Annotated in this window: 14 protein-coding genes; 4 read left to right on the top strand and 10 right to left on the bottom strand. The window is 32.9% G+C overall.

The window, feature by feature from the left end; all coding sequences use genetic code 11:
- Positions 1-647 precede the first annotated feature (647 nt).
- The 10 genes from BD809_RS13180 to BD809_RS13135 all read right to left on the bottom strand — a co-directional run bounded on the left by BD809_RS13180 (position 648) and on the right by BD809_RS13135 (position 13,965).
- Complete coding sequence (locus BD809_RS13180) at positions 648-1,826, bottom strand: alpha/beta hydrolase-fold protein (protein WP_148783451.1); 1,179 nt, start codon at positions 1,824-1,826, stop codon at positions 648-650.
- Between the two features lie 169 nt (positions 1,827-1,995).
- Positions 1,996-2,463: a nuclear transport factor 2 family protein gene (locus BD809_RS13175; protein ID WP_148783450.1), complete on the bottom strand. Its 468-nt coding sequence runs from the start codon at positions 2,461-2,463 to the stop codon at positions 1,996-1,998.
- Positions 2,464-3,223: 760 nt separating this feature from the next.
- A complete protein-coding gene (locus BD809_RS13170) occupies positions 3,224-3,703 on the bottom strand; it encodes a hypothetical protein (RefSeq protein WP_148783449.1) in 480 nt (159 codons plus the stop codon).
- Positions 3,704-4,046: 343 nt separating this feature from the next.
- Positions 4,047-4,538 carry a lipocalin family protein gene (locus BD809_RS13165; RefSeq protein WP_148783448.1) on the bottom strand — a complete coding sequence of 164 codons (492 nt, stop codon included), beginning with the start codon at positions 4,536-4,538 and terminating at the stop codon, positions 4,047-4,049.
- Positions 4,539-4,921: 383 nt separating this feature from the next.
- On the bottom strand, positions 4,922-5,566 hold the full coding sequence (locus BD809_RS13160) for a hypothetical protein (RefSeq protein WP_148783447.1): 645 nt from the start codon (positions 5,564-5,566) through the stop codon (positions 4,922-4,924).
- Positions 5,567-6,163: 597 nt separating this feature from the next.
- Positions 6,164-6,802, bottom strand: a complete 639-nt coding sequence (locus BD809_RS13155; protein ID WP_148783446.1) for a hypothetical protein — start codon at positions 6,800-6,802, stop codon at positions 6,164-6,166.
- Between the two features lie 142 nt (positions 6,803-6,944).
- Positions 6,945-8,003 (bottom strand): hypothetical protein, encoded by a 1,059-nt coding sequence (locus tag BD809_RS13150; protein ID WP_148783445.1) that lies wholly within the window; start codon positions 8,001-8,003, stop codon positions 6,945-6,947.
- 357 nt (positions 8,004-8,360) lie between these two features.
- Positions 8,361-9,782, bottom strand: a complete 1,422-nt coding sequence (locus tag BD809_RS13145) for a hypothetical protein (protein ID WP_148783444.1) — start codon at positions 9,780-9,782, stop codon at positions 8,361-8,363.
- 944 nt (positions 9,783-10,726) lie between these two features.
- Positions 10,727-11,107 (bottom strand): RidA family protein, encoded by a 381-nt coding sequence (locus BD809_RS13140; protein ID WP_148783443.1) that lies wholly within the window; start codon positions 11,105-11,107, stop codon positions 10,727-10,729.
- Positions 11,108-11,169: 62 nt separating this feature from the next.
- A complete protein-coding gene (locus tag BD809_RS13135) occupies positions 11,170-13,965 on the bottom strand; it encodes a putative LPS assembly protein LptD (protein ID WP_148783442.1) in 2,796 nt (931 codons plus the stop codon).
- Positions 13,966-14,166: 201 nt separating this feature from the next.
- Between BD809_RS13135 and BD809_RS13130 the strand changes: the two genes are divergently transcribed.
- The 4 genes from BD809_RS13130 (at position 14,167) to BD809_RS13115 (ending at position 18,146) form a co-directional block, all read left to right on the top strand.
- Positions 14,167-15,291, top strand: coding sequence for an N-acetylmuramoyl-L-alanine amidase family protein (locus BD809_RS13130; protein WP_148783441.1), 1,125 nt, complete (start codon positions 14,167-14,169; stop codon positions 15,289-15,291).
- Between the two features lie 85 nt (positions 15,292-15,376).
- Positions 15,377-16,321 (top strand): MlaD family protein, encoded by a 945-nt coding sequence (locus BD809_RS13125; RefSeq protein ID WP_148783440.1) that lies wholly within the window; start codon positions 15,377-15,379, stop codon positions 16,319-16,321.
- Positions 16,322-16,327: 6 nt separating this feature from the next.
- On the top strand, positions 16,328-17,659 hold the full coding sequence (locus BD809_RS13120; RefSeq protein WP_148783439.1) for a (Fe-S)-binding protein: 1,332 nt from the start codon (positions 16,328-16,330) through the stop codon (positions 17,657-17,659).
- A gap of 40 nt (positions 17,660-17,699) precedes the next feature.
- Positions 17,700-18,146, top strand: coding sequence for an LNS2 domain-containing protein (locus BD809_RS13115; RefSeq protein ID WP_148783438.1), 447 nt, complete (start codon positions 17,700-17,702; stop codon positions 18,144-18,146).
- The last annotated feature ends 40 nt before the right edge of the window (positions 18,147-18,186 follow it).

Genomic DNA, 18,186 nt, shown 5'->3' with positions numbered 1-18,186 from the left:
TACATATCAAACCCCATACTAAGGAATATCGACCCGGTTTAGTCAACACGGCCTGCATGCTCGGTCGTACCGACCGCATGAATGCTTAGTTGTTATCTATTAAGTTTTTTTAGATGCACGCTGACGTAAAATTAAATACGTAGGGCAGGTGATACGCCACACGATTTGACATTTATCTAAATAAAAATATTTTGTTTTTATCATTTTTTGTAAACACCAAATATAAAATTTGCCAACCCCACAAGAAAACATATACTTCTCGAGCGATTTTTACATGTCATAGTTTTTACACTTAATGTTTGCCCATCATAGGCGTCTTTTACTTACTGCAGGTAAATAATTAATTTAGAGGGGTACAAGTTCTCTTGCTTGCCAATCATCATAATGATGCTCTTGTCCCTCCAAATAAGACGCCAAAGAGGGGAAGGCATATAACTCTAGAAAACCCCTATATCCTGCCGGTCACGCAATGATGCGGAGTTACTAAAAGGCTATCGTTAAAATATTGACAACGTTTTTATGGCGTTGCCAAGAGTATAGCAACATTAAGTAATTATAATCAGATACTTATAATAATAAATTATCGAATTTATAGACTAAAACTTAGAAAAAGGCTTTATACGAGATACAGTGTTTATAGTTTTGTTTTAAATTTTACTTTTTAAATTTTCTGTTGCTAGTTGAAAATATTTCTTCGCCTCATTTTTGTTGTCCAAGGCTAAATAAGCATTTCCGATTCTTTTTAACAATTTTTCTGACTCAGGAAACTCTACCAGTAACATTTTGTATATCTCGATAGCCTTATTATATTTTTTATTCACTTCATAAAAAACGGCTATATCTGAAGCTCTATTTTTCAAATCACTAATAAATTCAATATTTACAAATTCATTTGTAAAGGTTTCAAAATGATCATAATCTTTGGCTCTAATGGCACTGCGAATAATGGTGAACTTAGACCAGGTTGATAGATCGGATGAAAATCCATAATTAAGTCCTCGCGCCCTAGCGTATGTATAAGCATAATCTAAGCCACCAGCAGTAATAAATTTTTCAAGATTATCTTCTTGAAATTCCTGGTAATATTTGAAATACTTCCTAAGTCCATGATAGAGTGTGGTATATCCAGTAGAATGATGTTCTTCATTTATAAGTTTTAAGTAAGACCAGTCTAAACCGCGGATTTTCTTATCAGAAAGTAGGGAATCTAGTTTATCAGTACCATGATTTACATCATATTCATCCGGACTGACAGAGAAATAAAGTGCCGTATTTTTTATTGATGTACTATTTAAAGCTTCAATTTTATCTTGAATCGGGAACGGACTTGCTAAAAAATATCCATTAAATGCTATTGTATTTTTTAGCATGATATTGAATCCAAGACTTCCGGCATATTGCCAACCGAAAAGCAATTTTTCACTATTGGCACGAAAATTTTCTTCAATGAAAGGTAAAAGTTCTGCATCCATGAATTCAATGAATTTATCCATATCATTACCAAAATGGCTGTACCGTTGAGGGTAACTGGTGTTGATTCCTACTATAATGAATTCAGGTGTTAGATTAAATTGATTAAAAGTTTTACTTAAGCTCACACCATGACTAAAAAATTGTTGTCCATCTAATAAATAAAGAACAGGGTATTTGTTGTCAGTTTCAGTATAATCTGTTGGAAGATAGATTTGCACTTGTCTTTTTTCTCCTAAAATACCTGAATCAATAAAGTGGTTAGTTCCAAGAATATTATGTGCTCCTTCATGTTGCGCTACTAAATGAAGCGTTGTCCAGAGACTTATAATTATTATAAAAGTCGTTTTTTTCATTTGGATTTGGGTATATGTCTTGTGTTAGCCATTTATGTATGGTTAGTTGCGATTTTGTAAGCGAGGAATTTTGAAGGAAATTCAGAAGTAGCAAAACAAGCAACTAATTTTGTTAAAGCACTAATTTAGCGATTAATTTTTACGATGTTTGGTACAGTTTTTTATTCAACTACCAATATTCAAAGATTTTGGATATTTTTCCTTTTTTAAACTCAAAAAGTGTCATCTGTGGTTCTCCTTCCTTAATTCCGTCACCCTCTTTTTCCACATACATTCTTTGAACAACTATACCATTCAATCCGATAATTTTTTTTAATACTTTAATATTAATATATTTTCCATCGTAACGACCGTTTTTTTGATTTCGTACATAACCATTGTACAAATCCTGCCGAGTATAAGTGCCTCCATATTTTGGATGAATATATGTAAAGTCATCTGTAAAAAGTTCAAAAACTCTATCGATATCTTTAATGGTTGAGATAGTCTGAAATATTTTAAGGTTTAAGTCATAATATTTTTTGACTACAATTTCTAATGAATCTTTATGAGCTTTTGTAGCATCCTGTGCTATAATTTGATTTGTTGCGAAAAGAAGTAAAATTGTAGAAATTAATATTTTTAAATGTGTTTTCATATGTGGCTTTGTTTGTTACAAATTGTACCCAACGTTAAAAGTATGTTTTGTTTGGTGATTATTTTTATACTAGTCGTATTCTTTTTCAGCAATTTTAATAAACTCTAAAATTAATGCAGTGTTGTTATGAGAGTCTATGACCCATACATTTTCCACCTTCGTAAAACGGATATTATAGAGTGTTAAATTTTGTTCATACCTATTAATTTGATTTCGCACAAATAAAGTATCACCAAACACAACAATTTTAGGTTTTTTAAGCTCGAGTATTTCAGTGTCTTTTAGATCTGTTATTTTTGATTTAACAAATACGAAAAGCGAATCAATCAGCTGATTTAGTTCATTTTTTGGTAGTCCTTAGTAATTCAAATACTGGATTTAATTTATCTTATGCTACAATCGGTTTAAATATTTCCTTCAATGTTTTTTGGGTATTACTGGCAACAACATCGTATAATCCCCATTGGCAACTATATACTTATTTTACGATTCACTATCCTTAAGTTACTAAGCAGGGTAGGTAGTGGGTTTTAACTGTGACTAAACTACAGATTTTATTTGAGATAAGCCAATGCCAGGCAAAAGGGACTAGGCAGAAGGTGAAAGTTTACAAAGGGAAATATGAATCAAGATGTATGCCTAGGATCTACAGAAATACATATCAAATCCCATATTAAATAAATAGCGACCCGGTTGAGTCAATACCGTATTTATGCTTGGTCGTACCGAGCGTTAGAGTGCTTATTTGCTGCGCATAGTATTATTCCGCACAGATTATACCTTTTTGAGATATTTTTCTTCCGTCATTGGTTGTCATTATCGCATCATAAAACATACATTTTCCATCAATTCGAGATTTCGTAATGACAATTCCATTATTTTCATTAATCCATTTTTTCTCTTCACTCAATGCTCCTTTTGACTCATCGTAAGTCAATCGATAAGTACAATCATCAATCCATTCAAGTATCTCATATTCCGGATTTCCAATATCTACTCCTTTTATCCATTCGATTTGAGAGTTCTCTTCACGTATTACAATATATTTATTAATTGTAATATCTCTTGGCGTACTAATTTTGCTTATAGAATCGTTAGATGTTATTGTATATTTCTTCATCTCGTCACTTGTAGGAATATAGAAAGTACCAGTTCTAAAATCCGCACAAGTTAATTCCTGCGCATTAATGTTTATTCCAACAAGTAGAATTATTGCAATGATGATTGCTGGTTTGTTCATTACGTGTTTAGTTTTGTCAATATTATGACCAACGTTTAATAAAAAAGGCGTTTTAACGCTTATCTTACATAGTGTGTTTGTCTTAATATAAATACATTTATCTAACCGAAAGGTAACTATTTAGTCTAGAGTGAGCGAGTCCATTATGTGCAGGAGTAACGTCCTGAAGCAATAGTAAGCTACTGGCTGGTTTACCATAAGCTATGCATTATGGAAAACAGCATTACAAATCATGGAACTGACGATGCCGAGTAATCAACACGGCGTTCATGCTCAATCGTATCGATCGAATCGATGCTTAGTTATTGTGTGTAGTTATTTGAGCAACTTCTTAATAATAAGATTATGGAACAAAAAACTCTTTTTCTTCATCAACTTTGATATACTCATCGACTTCGAACTCATCATCCTTGGGATCATTATTCAATAAAGTTTGCTCTAAAACGCCATTTATAAGAGTGACTTTAGCTATATATGCATACCCTTCATTGTCTGTAAACTTCATTTCAGAGTCTGGTAAGATTTCATACTTTCCAGATTCATCAAAGTTCACAAAACAATTTTTACCTTCACTGTCTCCGTATATGTCATTTTCTCTATACGTGCCATCTTCATTAAACTGAATTAAAGTCTTTTCGTTACACCCTTTAACTGGTGTTTCTTGAATAACAGCTCCAGTACTCGTTTTCAAAAATCTTTTGGATAATTTCCACTGGCCTAAAAATTCATTTTTAGCTTCATTAGAGGGGTCATTATTTGATTCAGATGAATTATCATCATTACTACAAGAAAATAATATTGTAGCTAATAAACATTTAAATAAAATTTTTTTCATAATTAATTTGTAGTTTTTACAAACTTAAGATTTAACTGATGGTATAAAAATAATTCAAATAGTTTTTATGGTAATTTTACATGGCGTCTTTTGTATAATACATTTGCTTCCAAAAAGGAGTAAATGAACAATATAAACGGAAGGTATGCCTAACATCGACATCCTTTATTTATCAAAAAGTAAATTATTAATTCAGAGGGTGCAAGTCATTTGAGAATAGGGATTGACGCCCTGAATCATAAGCAAGCTACTAGCTGGTTTATCGTGAGGTATGCAGTGAAGGTAGCGGGAATACTAATCATGAAACTAGCAACCCGGTTTAGTCAATGCAACGATTATGCTCGGTTGTTCTGATCGCATGGATGCTTAGTTGTTGGTAAAAGTTATTTTTTCTTAGTCAATCTTCCAGATGCAAATAATATTCTATCAATGTAGTATAAGTATTCCGCTTCTTTTTTTAGAGTGTTATTTATAGAGTCAGAGCTCAACCAGTTTATATAATCTTTTATTAGATTTTTTTCTTTTTTTGTTATCACCTTAAACCCTCTAATTTGCCGTATTTCTTGAATATCATCACATTGATATATAGCAAAAGCTCTAAGAACATGTTGGTCAATTATGGGCTGATTTTCTTGCTTTGTCAAGTATTTACCAAACTGATAAAAGACAAAGCTTTTTTCTTGCTCCATAATGCTTAAATCATCTCTGTGAATTCCTTTAGTAATATGCTTCAATTTCTTTAAATCTCCATTTTTCCAAATTATCGAGTAAAGAAGTTTTATTAAAGGGTCGCTATTTTTTGATAAAGGATTTAGATTGTAATTTTTATCAATTATATTGCTCTTTATCAATTCATCTATTTCGGTAGAAGATATATTAAAATCAATTTTAGGGAAAGATGTTGAGTCCATTATGTATTTTCTGTCAAAACTTTCTTTCTCGATTTCTATCAAATCATTATTAGTATTTGAGGATGTTATTTTTTCAAAAATAATAGAGATGAATTTTTTAGTTTCTCGATCTGTCATTGAGTTTGTGTATGGTTAATTTTCTGCCAACAATGTTATATAACCACCAATGGCAACTATATCCTTCTTTTACTAGTCACTATCTTTACGTTATTAAGTGGGGTAGGTAGTTGGTTTTGTGTGACTAAACTACAGATTTTATTTAAATATTCAGTATTCAATTACTACGTATTCTTTTATGCATCGCCCAACCCCTCGGCTCCGCTCGGGATGACATGAACCATCCCGCCAGAACGTATTTTTTTGGTACCTGCTCGACAAGTCATTCATGCGGACGGGCGGGAAAAGTCTAGTCTTAAAAAAATTTTACTAAAAATAACGTTCTTTACGTTACATGAAATTAAACAGGTTAACTAATTTAATCTCTAAATCTGCTATCATTATTCTGAGTACAATATGTGCTTTTCGTTGTAGACGAATTTCCTGTAGCCACTACTTTCACTTCATTTTTTACGCTAAAGTTTTTATAGGACGCTTCTTTTACATAGCAATACCCATATTAAATAAATAGCGACCCGGTTTAGTCAGCACGGCGTCTATACTCGGTCGTACTGACCGCATGAATGCTTAGTTATTAATAAACATTTTTATATTCTTTTATTCGATTTCGATGAGTTCTATTTCGTGTTTTTTTTGGTGGAAACCTGTCAACAGTATACTATTTTTGAATTTAGATATTATATAGGGAATATCATTTTCTGTGAACAAAATATCAAAATCATTAAATATGAATCTTTCCCATCTCAAATATTTTTTGGGTTTACCATTACTATATGTCAAAATAGAATCGTTTAAAAAATGAATAGTATCATTATAGTTTTTAGTGTGATATAAAAATGATTTGTTGACTAATTTTTTTTCTGTCTTACTTTTCAAATTGTCACCAATTTTTTTATAAATGTTACTTGTTCCTGAGAAATTTTTAAATATCAAACTATCCTTAGAATAAATTAAACCTATTTTAGATGATACATTATTAATATTATATGTCAATTGATCTAGTGTATATTTATAGCTTCCAATAAGTAAACCTTCACTAGTTAAGTCATATTTAAATTCTCTGACCTGAATATTGTTGTTTTCGAAGTTTATTATTTGTCTGAAAGGAAACCCTACAGGCTGGTTCGATTCTTTTGAAAAAGTATATGCACTTATCCAAGTGCCCTCTATCTTTTTATTTGAGTCACAAGATAGGATGAAGAATGCTATTATTAATATGAATAATATTTTTCTCAATATGAGGTAACGGTTTTGTAATAGATTAGTTACGTGTTCTTATTTCTTGTTTAATTTATAAAAATCTAGCTCCACTGCAAAAAGGAAAGAAGGGTCTGTAAATTAAACATTGCTCTGATTTCATATATAATGTTATGTAGCGTTACGTTATTTGTTTATCTAATTTAAATATCTCTATGGTAAACAAACTCTTACTTTCATTGATTAAATAATCGTCCAAGATATTCATCTTTTTCATTAGTTCTAAGTGAGACAAAATCATTATCAAGGATTCATTTTCTTTTGTTAAACCATCCCATTTAGAAATTTCAATAGTAATTCTTTTTTCTTTAATTCTAACAACATCGAATAACATTCCCATATGAAGTTGTTTAGGATTTTCCATTAGGATTTTTTCAGAAATCTTTTGTTCTTGAATACTTTCAATTTTTATAAAATCTTTTTGAATAATATTGATAAATTTCTTTACTGAATGAAGATAATCGGATAAATTTTTAGACGCTATAAAATTGAATATCTTGTCATAATATATTGAGGTTTCCTTGTCTTTTGATTTTAAATGAATTATTTCATCACGGATTTTAACAATTTCAAATAATCTACCTAGTATTTTTGAATTTTTCTTTAAATCAAAATCGATTCCTGGTATTTGCGGAATTACTTTTTCTATTTTTTCCTTAAAACTTGTCCATCTTTCAATATTTTCTTTTGAGAGCTTAGTGGTTTGTTCAATAAATTTATCTGATTTAGAGTTCTCCACTCTTAAATAGATAAAGTCATCTGGTATTATATGATTAACAAAGGCTTCCACTGATAAATGCAAAAAAATAATGGAACTAATCCTATATTGAATGAAACGATTAAAAATATTAGGCTCGATTAGTCTCACTTCTTCAAATTTATTGTTAGAAATAAAATGAAAAGTGTCAGCATATTTGTCAGTCCATTGTATTTGTTCATATGCAAGATCGAAATATGCTTGAATTAAATTCGGAGCTATGCCGGCATAAATTTGCATTTTGTGAAGAAATGTAGTGGCTTGGAATGCTTGACCATTATCATCCATAAGAACAACATTAGCCCTATTTTGCTTTAATTCTTTAAGCCATTGTTTTTGAGACTTTATTTTTAAAGCTTCTTTAGTGCTTTCCTGAATCTGATCACTCTCAAGGACATTTGGGTCAACTTGAAAGATTTTCATTCCATCTATGTTAGTTTTTTTTAGATTCATCAGATGTTACATAACAATTATATTTATTTACCGGTAACTATAAAGTGCCTTTACCATTCACTATCCCTAAGTAACCAAGTGGGGTAGGTAGTGGGTTTTACGTGCCTAAGCTACAGATTTTATTTTATATAGATGATTTTTGTAGAAAGACTCGTTGCAAACGAGCATCAGTGGAGTGTTAATAGCCGCATGTGATAAGCTCTTGAAACAAGCCTTTGCTATTACAAAATTAGGACTACTTTATGATGATACTTACAGAAGTACTTTGGTTTAAAATTAATAAATTTTTATTTGTTTTTTGCCATAGTACTTTGTTACCTGCTGGCTTTATCGCTTAAATTTTCTAAATGAAACTAAAATTTCATAAATTCCTATTGCGATTAATATTTTTCCAAATATAAAAGGAACCCATTCCCAAACATTTGTCAAATATTCTCTACTTTGGGCTAAAGGATTGTGAAAATCTGTTAGCAAAAAGTATCTAAAAAGCCCTATGAAGTATTCGTTATATGAAGAAGCACTGTAAAGGTCAATTTTTCTATCAGAATTATGAACCACGTAAAAAATTGAGTAGAAAAGTAATGCAACAAATAAAGTTCTTTTAATTGCCTTAACCCAATCAGTTCCGTTATTTGAATAGAAGGAATTAACTCGTAAGATTGTCAAATCTCTACTCAACTTTTTGCGATTAGCTTTTGAATTTAACTTTATGGTTTTTTTAAGTTCCTCTTTATATAAATTCAGTTCATGAGCTCGAAAATTATCATAATCTATTTTGTTGTCAGCTCTTAATAATTGTTGTTTAATATTTCGAAGTGTTCTTTTATTACATTTACTAAATCTGATAATTTCTATATCGTCGAAAAAAGCTGGTTTCTCGAATATTGTTCTATCTAAAAATATTGAATTTAGCTCCATTTCTTGGAATGAGGTAAATTCTTGAAATTTTGAAGTATCTAAGTGCAAGTTATAAAGAGTGGATTTATTGAAATTGGTGTATTTCATAAAGTTGCAACTTTTAAACTTTGCCCTCGTTCTATGTTCATTTTGTAGACTTTGAAATAGTGCTATTCCACCAAAATTATTAAAAGAAAATTCTGTCTCAACTCCAAAATCTGTATTAGAGAAGTTAGTTTTATTGAATTCGCTGTGCTTAAAGTAACTATCTTCAACATTATTTAAAGTGAATTGAAAGTCATTTTTAATTTTACAATGGTCGATGTCGACTCTTTCAAATTTCGAGTTGTGTATTTTAACGCTATTAATTTTACAACTAGAAATTAAAAGATTGTTACTTGATTTTAGATGTAAAAAATCTAAATACTTTACTATTTCAGAATTATGAATTGTAATACCAATATTATTCGATATTTCATCGTCTAAACTTTCTGCACACTGAAAAGTAAAGTACCCAAGTGTAATTGATGCTAAATGTAAATTCTTAACAGGTTTTGAAATATTTATAAATCTGATTTCCTGTATAGCACAATCTTTGAAAAAAACGTCATTTTCGAATTCGCAATCATCAAATCTAAATGTATGAGTCAATTCAGATGTTTCTCCAATACTCAAATCCACAAAATCAACTCTTTTTCCTATGAATTTGCAGTTTTTAAATTTATTAGAAAGAGTAATCTCATTCAAGTTTACATTCGTGACATTTTGAAAGTTTATTATAAGGTCATTGTATTCAGAAATCTCTGTAGAAGCAAGTCGACTTTTAAATTCTTTTTCGTTAATCTCTTCCATTCACGGATTTTTTAGCTTGCATGCAACTATAAAGTTCTTTTACTATTCACTATCCTTAAGTTACTAAGTAGGGTAGGTAGTGGGTTTTAACTGTGACTAAACTACAGATTTTATTTAAGATAAGCCAATGCCAGGTAAAAGGGACTAGGCAGAAACGAAAAGTTTATTAAGGGGGATATGAATCAAATTATATCCCTAAGACCTACAGAAACACATAGAAATCGCCATATGAACTAATATCGACTCGGTTTAGTCAACACGGCATTCATGCTCGGTCGTACCGACCGCATAGATGCTTAGTTAGTAGCCATACTTTTTATTTATTTTCTAATTCAATCTTTTTGGTTGAGTTATATAGATTTATTAAACTTTTTACAAAAAATATTGATAAAACTGACTTAAATACAAATACGAATGACAAAATATACAAGTTATTCGAATCGATATTTGATATGTGTAAGTGATAAGTTTCCAAAAAATCAAATATCGCCGCTCTAATAAAGTTGTCTAAAGCAAAAATCATCCATTCTCTTTCGAATAAAGAGCTATTTTGATTTATAGTTAATATTTCAAATAAACTATTATCAAAATGATAAAGTTGTTGAGAAATCAACCCGAAAGTTATTATAAATGCAAAAGGAGAGAAGTTACTTGTATTGAAATCGAGTTTTGTATCTCTTGTATCGATATCTAATTTTATATTCTTGTAGGCGGCTCCACTATAAAACGCGTAAAGAAGAGATTTATACCCAAACCATATAAAAAGGATGGCATAGATTATTAATAGATATATATTCTTGTAAGGTAAACTTTCTAACAATATACCTGATGTAGTACTTATCAATATTGTAAAAAAGTAATCATAGAACAATTTCAATCTCATACTATATTCTTTTATCAAATTGCATACAACGTCGTACTAAACTCAGCTACCAAAAAGAGGCTTATCGCACCGCAATCACAGAGATTTCAACATTGACAAATTTTGGTAAAGCTTTTACCGCTACAGTCTCTCTTGCAGGGGCAGTAGCTTCATCAAAATACTGACCATACACTTCATTCACTTTGGCAAAATTATTCATATCGCTTAAGAAAATAGTTGTCTTAATCACATCTTCAAAGGTATAGCCTGCTTCATCGAGGATAGCTTTTACATTTTTCATTACCTGCTCGGTTTCTTTGGTAATATCTTCTAAAACTAGTTGGTTAGTTTTAGGGTCAATAGCAATTTGACCGGAAGTATATAAGGTATTTCCGCTTAAAATTGCTTGGTTATAAGGTCCGATAGGTGCCGGTGCATTCGTGGTAGTGATGATTTTTTTCATAAATAGAATATTGATATGCGTGTAGTGTAAAAGTAAGGATACTTTTGACAAATAATTGCTAATTATAAATTTCTGTCGGCTTCTCTTCGTTTATCGTACTTAATATCACTTAAAACAGACGATTTGATTCCGATAAAGAAATTCCATGAGGTACGTTCACTAAACGGAATCCAGTTAAAACTCATTTGCCAACTCTCTAAATCTCTTTGAAAACGTAAATTAGTAAAGGTGAAGCCAGGATTTTTTAAATCATAACCGGAGGAGACACCTACGGTCCATCGCGGAGCCAGCTCTACATCTCCCGAAAACATTAGCGAGTGTGATGAGATTTCATTTTGCCGGGCACTATTAGAGTAATTGATGGTATAGGCTAATCGTAAGGACCACGGAATCTTATAATTGTAAAACTTAACATCGGATACATCTTCATCAACACCATCATCTTCATATACGCCTTGGTTATCACTAAAGTCTGTTGTACTACCAAAAAGATTATCGGCACGTCCGCCATTACGCAGCGTTTGATTATCCAGTGGATCTGTTTCTTTTGTTTTACGCTGAAAATCTTTACTGCTAAACGAGTAGCCAAAATTTGCACTGGCATTGGTTAATCTAAAGAGACTTCCGCCATTATCAATGTTCCAAACATCAATTTTTCTGTTGTTATTATCCAAAGCATACGGATCAAGTTGCATGCTAAAATTAATGTCTAGCTTATTTTGTACAATAGGAATATTACCGCGTATGGACAACGGACTCAATTTAAGGGAATCACCGGCCAAATTATAAGCAGTAGATAGCGTAAGGTTATTTAGCAGATTCACTTTTTTAGGCTCGGTAGCAGTCGTATCCCTGCTACGCACCTTGGCTTCGAGGTTATTACTTAACGAGAAACCGATATTACTGGAAAAGGTATTACTGGGTGCTCCAAAATAACCACCATCAAAACGTGAATATTCTACAACTTCGGTTTCGTCAACATCAATCGTATTAGGATTGTCGGTACGCACGTAGGAATCATAATATTGATCAAACTTAGGGTTGATGCTATAACTTATCGACGGACGCATAGTGTGCCGAATTGCCTGAATTTTCTTGTCTTTCTTAAAATTAAAGGTTCCGTAGATGGTCGTACCCAAACTGGTAGAAAAGTTATAGGTTCTAAACGCGTCAAAACCGCTTATGGTGTCTCTCACAACTTCACCGGCACCTTCATTAGCATCAGAATCATAGCGTTGCTCGATAGTTTCGAATACCCAATTTTCTTGAAAGGTGGTTCCGGCAGAAGCACTTAAGTATTTAAATATTTTAAAATTTGTACTTACAGGAATAGAATGTTGCATCCCTATCTGCGCGTTGTCAAACATCTCGGCAGAGAGTAAGTCATCATCGTTGGTTTGTATTCTGTTTTCTCCTCTAAAGTTATACTGCGTATTAATATTATGGATAATTCCTTTTTTGATACCTTCTTTAGGAGCGAAAGGAAATATTCTGGAAACACTGGCAGACACATTGGGTAAAGATAGGTTGACTACTCCGGTATTTGTATTGGAGTTATGCGTAGCCGCAGCATTTACGTTTACCTGAGGATCTCCTGGAAAAGTTTTGGCATAGGATATCGACGAACTAATTTGATTATTCAAAAAGTTTCCGGTATTTAACTGATTGGTGGATTGTCGGTAAAAATTACTGCTTCCAAAGTTCACTGAAGCCGAAAACCTTGAGTTCGGATTCGCCTTAGCATCCTGACTGTGGGTCCATTGAATGTTATAGGTAGTCGCTTTTGAGAAATCCGGAAAACCACGTTCACTAGTTAGATTGTTCTCATAGCGAAATCTTAGATTCCCACGATATCGATAGCGCAGCGCATAGGCTGACTCTACTGCAAACGTATAACTTCCGTTCGTATAATAATCTCCCATCAAGGTCAGATCCACATAGTCACTGATAGCAAAATAGTATCCTCCGTTTTGTAAAAAATAGCCTCGTCGGCTTTCTTCTCCAGGATTCGGAATTATAAAACCGGAGGTTCTTTCATCAGTAAGCGGAAAATATCCAAATGGTAACCCAATAGGAGTGGGGACATCAGCAATAAACATATTGACCAGTCCGGTCACAATTTTCTTTTCGGGTACTAATTTGATACGCCTGGCATAAAAGTAATACTCAGGATCATCGATATTATCTGAAGTTGTAAATTTTACATTCTTCATATAAATTACCGAGTCATTCTCTCTCTTTGAGACCTCATTTTTGATTTTAAAACCGTTTTGTTCCGTCCGCGAATTATAAATTAACGCCTTTTGCGTGTCAAACTTAAATCTAATAGAATCCGGCTCAACTACATTTTGTGCTTGTTCAAAAATAGGAGTCTGCGTATACTCACCTAGAGAATCCTTAATGCCAAAAGCATACACTTCATTTTTATTATTATCCATAATAATAAGTCCGGCGTTAAGCTTCATATCGCCATACACCACTTCGGCTTCGTCGTATAAATACATCTTGTTTTCCTTACTACTTAGTCTCATATAATCTTTAGATTTATATGTTACTTTATCAGTAAGGAGCTGTTTTTCAGGTTTTACAGAATCTTTTTTTACAGTATCCTGTAAAATTTCTGTATTTTCTCTGAGCGAAGCGTTCGTAATAGAATCCTTAAGTTGCTGTGTGATAACTTGGGTGCTGTCTTCTTGGGCAGGAATAGAAACTTCTGTGGAACTATTGGTTTCTTGACCACTTGTATAGTGAATACAAAGTAGTGTAAAACTTAGTGAATAAAGTATGTGTCGTACCGAGGTTTGCAATGGTTTAAATACTATTTTTGTAAAACTATGGCTTAGTTTTTGAAGTCCCAAAATTACATATATTTTTAATGTAGTAATCGTTATTAATAGAAAAATAAAGCAATAGTGCTAAAAGTATTATTTTATTTGAATTCAATATGCCGACATATATGGTTTGTATGAATAAATAAAATTATCTTAAGGCTATGTCAAAAGTAACGAATAGTAATTGTAAATGTTTCAAATTTGTCGAAGATTGAAGAAAAATTGAAGATGAAAAGATTGTATGTAGTATCGGTTTTATTAGTTGTTATAGGGGTAAGTCTTTCGTTTACAACGTATAATGAACTGCCCAATGATAAAAAGAAATTTGTAGTTGTATTAGATGCAGGTCATGGTGGTCATGATTCGGGGAATCGTGGCAATGGCTATAGTGAAAAAGATATTGCGCTTAACGTAGTATTACGTATCGGTGAGGCTCTGGAAAAGGACGATCGGTTCAAAGTTGTGTACACCCGTAAAACTGATAAATTTATAGAATTGCATGAGCGCGGCAAAATTGCAAATGATGCCAAAGCAGATCTTTTTGTGTCTGTACACTGTAACTCCCACCGTTCTCAAGCACTGGGAACCGAGACCTTTGTATTAGGATTGCACGCGAATGATGAGAATTTTAATGTAGCAAAAAATGAAAACTCCGTAATCCTTTTAGAGGACAATTATCAAGCGAATTATGATGGTTTTGATCCCAACTCCCCTGAATCCATTATTGGACTCACTTTAATGCAGGAGGAATACCTGGAGCAGAGTCTTACGTTGGCTAGCTTTGTTCAGAATCGATTTAAAAAACGCCTGGCACGTAAGAGTAGAGGTGTTAAACAAGCAGGATTTGTTGTACTCCACCAAACATATATGCCAAGCGTACTGATTGAGCTAGGGTTCTTAACCAATGATCAGGAAGGTCGCTACCTTAATTCTGAAAAAGGGCAACAAGAGATGGCTGCTTCGATTATCACCTCTGTGGTAGATTATAAGGAAAGTCTGGATGCTATTTATAATTTTCCGGAAACGAAAGATTTTTTAAGCTCGGATGCTGCTCAGGATAGTGGAGAAAAAGAGTTGTATGAAGGCGTCACTTTTAAAGTTCAAATTGCTGCCGGATCCAGTGATATTGAATTGAAACCTTATAATTTTAAAGGGTTGGATGAGTTAAGTAAAGAGCATTCTGATGCAATTTACAAATACTATTTTGGACAAACCTCTGATTATAAAGAGATTCAGGAACTCAAAAATATTGCTGTTGACAAAGGATATACCTCAAGTTTTGTGGTTGCTTTTAAAAATGAAAAAATGATTCCGTTAGCTGAAGCTTTGAAAGTCAACACTTCTTCGAATTAATCTAAATAAATACTGTTAAAAGCTTTAGTAATAATCAGTAGAAGTATAATTTTTATTCTAAATTTGCCGCTAAAACAAATTTATTTTGAAATTTACTCGTGAAGTTAAAACAGGAATCTTAGCTGTATCTGCTATAGCACTTCTGATTTTTGGATATAGTTTTCTCAAAGGAAAAAATCTTTTAGAAAACGACCGTACATTTTATGCCATCTATGATAATGTAGAAGGGTTAATTCCTTCTTCACCGGTTACTATAAATGGCCTTGTGGTGGGTAAAGTCGTTTCTATTGATTTTGCTAATTCACAGGGAAGCTTGGTTGTTGAATTTAATGTGGATAGTGAATTTGAATTTTCACGTAACAGTTTGGCCAAAGTTTATGGTGGCGGACTTATCGGAGGTAAATCCTTAGCAATCATTCCTAAATATGAAAAAGGACTCGAAGCAAAAGATCAGGATACGCTACCGGGAAGGGTTGAAGAAGGACTTCTTGAATTGGTGAATGATCGTTTGACACCACTTCAGGAAAAGTTAGAAGTAGCTATCGTGAGTGCAGATTCTGTATTAACATCGGTTAATGGTATTCTCTCACCTAAAACACAGGATAACATTAATTCGTTGGTAAGTGACCTAAGCGTTACCGTTAGTAATTTTAAAGGAGCTTCGGGATCTCTTAAAAATATTCTTTCCGGAAACGAAGAAAAGCTGAATCGTACCTTTACCAATCTGGACGAAATGTCTACAGATCTTAACCAGTTCACTAACAATTTATCTAAAGTAGACGTGGATAAATTAGCCACTGATGTGGAGACCGTGCTTAATAATATCAATGCTACCGTGAGCAAGCTTGACCAGGGAACTATTGGTAAATTGATTAAAGATGACAAATTATACGATAACTTAGAGCGTACCACCAAACAATTAGAATTGTTACTAGAAGATTTACGTCTCAATCCAAAGCGATATGTCCATATTTCGGTGTTTGGTAAAAAAAGTGAACCTTATGAGCAACCAGCAGATTCAATAAACTAACTAACTATGCAGTACATTCCTAATATTTTATTTGTAATCGCGCTTTTGGCGGGAATCGGTTTTTTCTCTAATAATATTCGTAAGATCATACGTAATATCAGATTGGGTAGAGATATTAATCGTTCTGACAACAAACCCGAACGTTTTAAGAACATGGCGATGATAGCTTTAGGGCAATCAAAGATGGTACGTCGTCCAATCGCCGGAGTTTTGCACGTAATTGTATATATAGGATTTATTATTATCAATATTGAGGTTTTAGAAATAATCATCGATGGTATCGCCGGGACACACCGTATATTTTCTTTCTTAGGTGGATTTTATGATTTTCTAATTGCATCCTTTGAGATACTTGCATTTTTGGTACTTGTTGGAGTTATTATCTTTTGGACACGAAGAAATATTTCAAAAATTAGAAGATTTTGGGCCAATGAGATGGAAGGATGGCCAAAAAACGATGCGAATATAATTTTATATTTCGAAGTCGTTTTAATGGTGCTGTTTTTAACGATGAATGCTGCAGATTTGCAACTTCAAAATCTTGGGGCTGAGCATTATGTAAAAGCTGGATCTTTCCCAATAAGTTCTTTTATAACCCCCTTGTTTGACGGAATGTCAATATCTAGTTTGATAATTTTGGAACGCACAGCTTGGTGGTTACACATCTTGGGAATTTTAATCTTTTTGAACTACTTATATTTTTCAAAACACTTACATATACTATTAGCTTTTCCTAATACGTATTTTGCAAATTTGAAGCCAAAAGGACAGTTTAAGAATCTTGATGCGGTAACACAAGAAGTAAAATTGATGATGGATCCAAGTGCAGATCCATTTGCCGCAGCTCCGGAAACCGAAGGAGAAGAAGGGGAACCGGAGAAATTTGGTGCAGCCGATGTAACAGACTTAAATTGGGTGCAGTTGCTCAATGCCTACACCTGTACCGAATGCGGACGCTGTACAAGTGAATGTCCTGCAAATATTACAGGTAAAAAATTATCTCCGCGTAAGATCATGATGGATACACGGGATCGCTTGGAAGAAGTAGGTAAAAATATTGATAAGAATGGTAGTTTTGTTGCTGATGAAAAGCAATTGCTCAATGATTATATAACGCCAGAGGAACTCTGGGCATGTACTAGTTGTAATGCCTGCGTAGAAGCTTGTCCGATTGGTATCGATCCTTTATCTATTATCATTGATATGAGACAATATTTAGTGATGGAAGAAAGTGCTGCACCATCGGATCTCAATGTTATGATGTCGAATGTAGAAAACAACGGAGCGCCTTGGCCATTTAACCAAATGGACCGTATGAACTGGAGCCAGGAAAAATAATTTTATAACCAATACCATAAACCACCACAAACACAAGATTATGAACCAGAAAGATGTAGAAAAAATATTACATGACAAAGTTGAAGAAGGAGAGCATATAAGTCCTGTATTGCCAGAAGGTATTAAGAATTATCTTATTGATATTGATGGTACTATAACCGAGGATGTTCCTAATGAAGAACCGGAACGTATGGTTACTTGTAAGCCTTTTCCTGACGCGTTAGTGACACTCAATAATTGGTTTGATGAGGGACACATTATTTGTTTTTTTACGTCTAGAACCGAAGATCATAGAGAAGTTACTGAAACATGGCTAAAAAAGCATGGTTTTAAATATCACAGTCTTTTGATGGGAAAACCCAGAGGAGGAAACTATCACTGGATCGATAATCACTTGGTCAAAGCAACACGTTATACCGGTAAATTTACAGAGTTGGTAGAACGTGTAGTTACCATAGAGGTTTTTGATGACGGAAAACACGATTAAAGAATAAAAACGAATTGAATACGAAGTTAGTACGGCTAAT

The organism is Aquimarina intermedia (assembly GCF_008124785.1).
GTDB classification, from domain to species: Bacteria; Bacteroidota; Bacteroidia; order Flavobacteriales; family Flavobacteriaceae; genus Aquimarina; species Aquimarina intermedia.
This window is presented reverse-complemented; position numbering and strand designations above follow the sequence as displayed.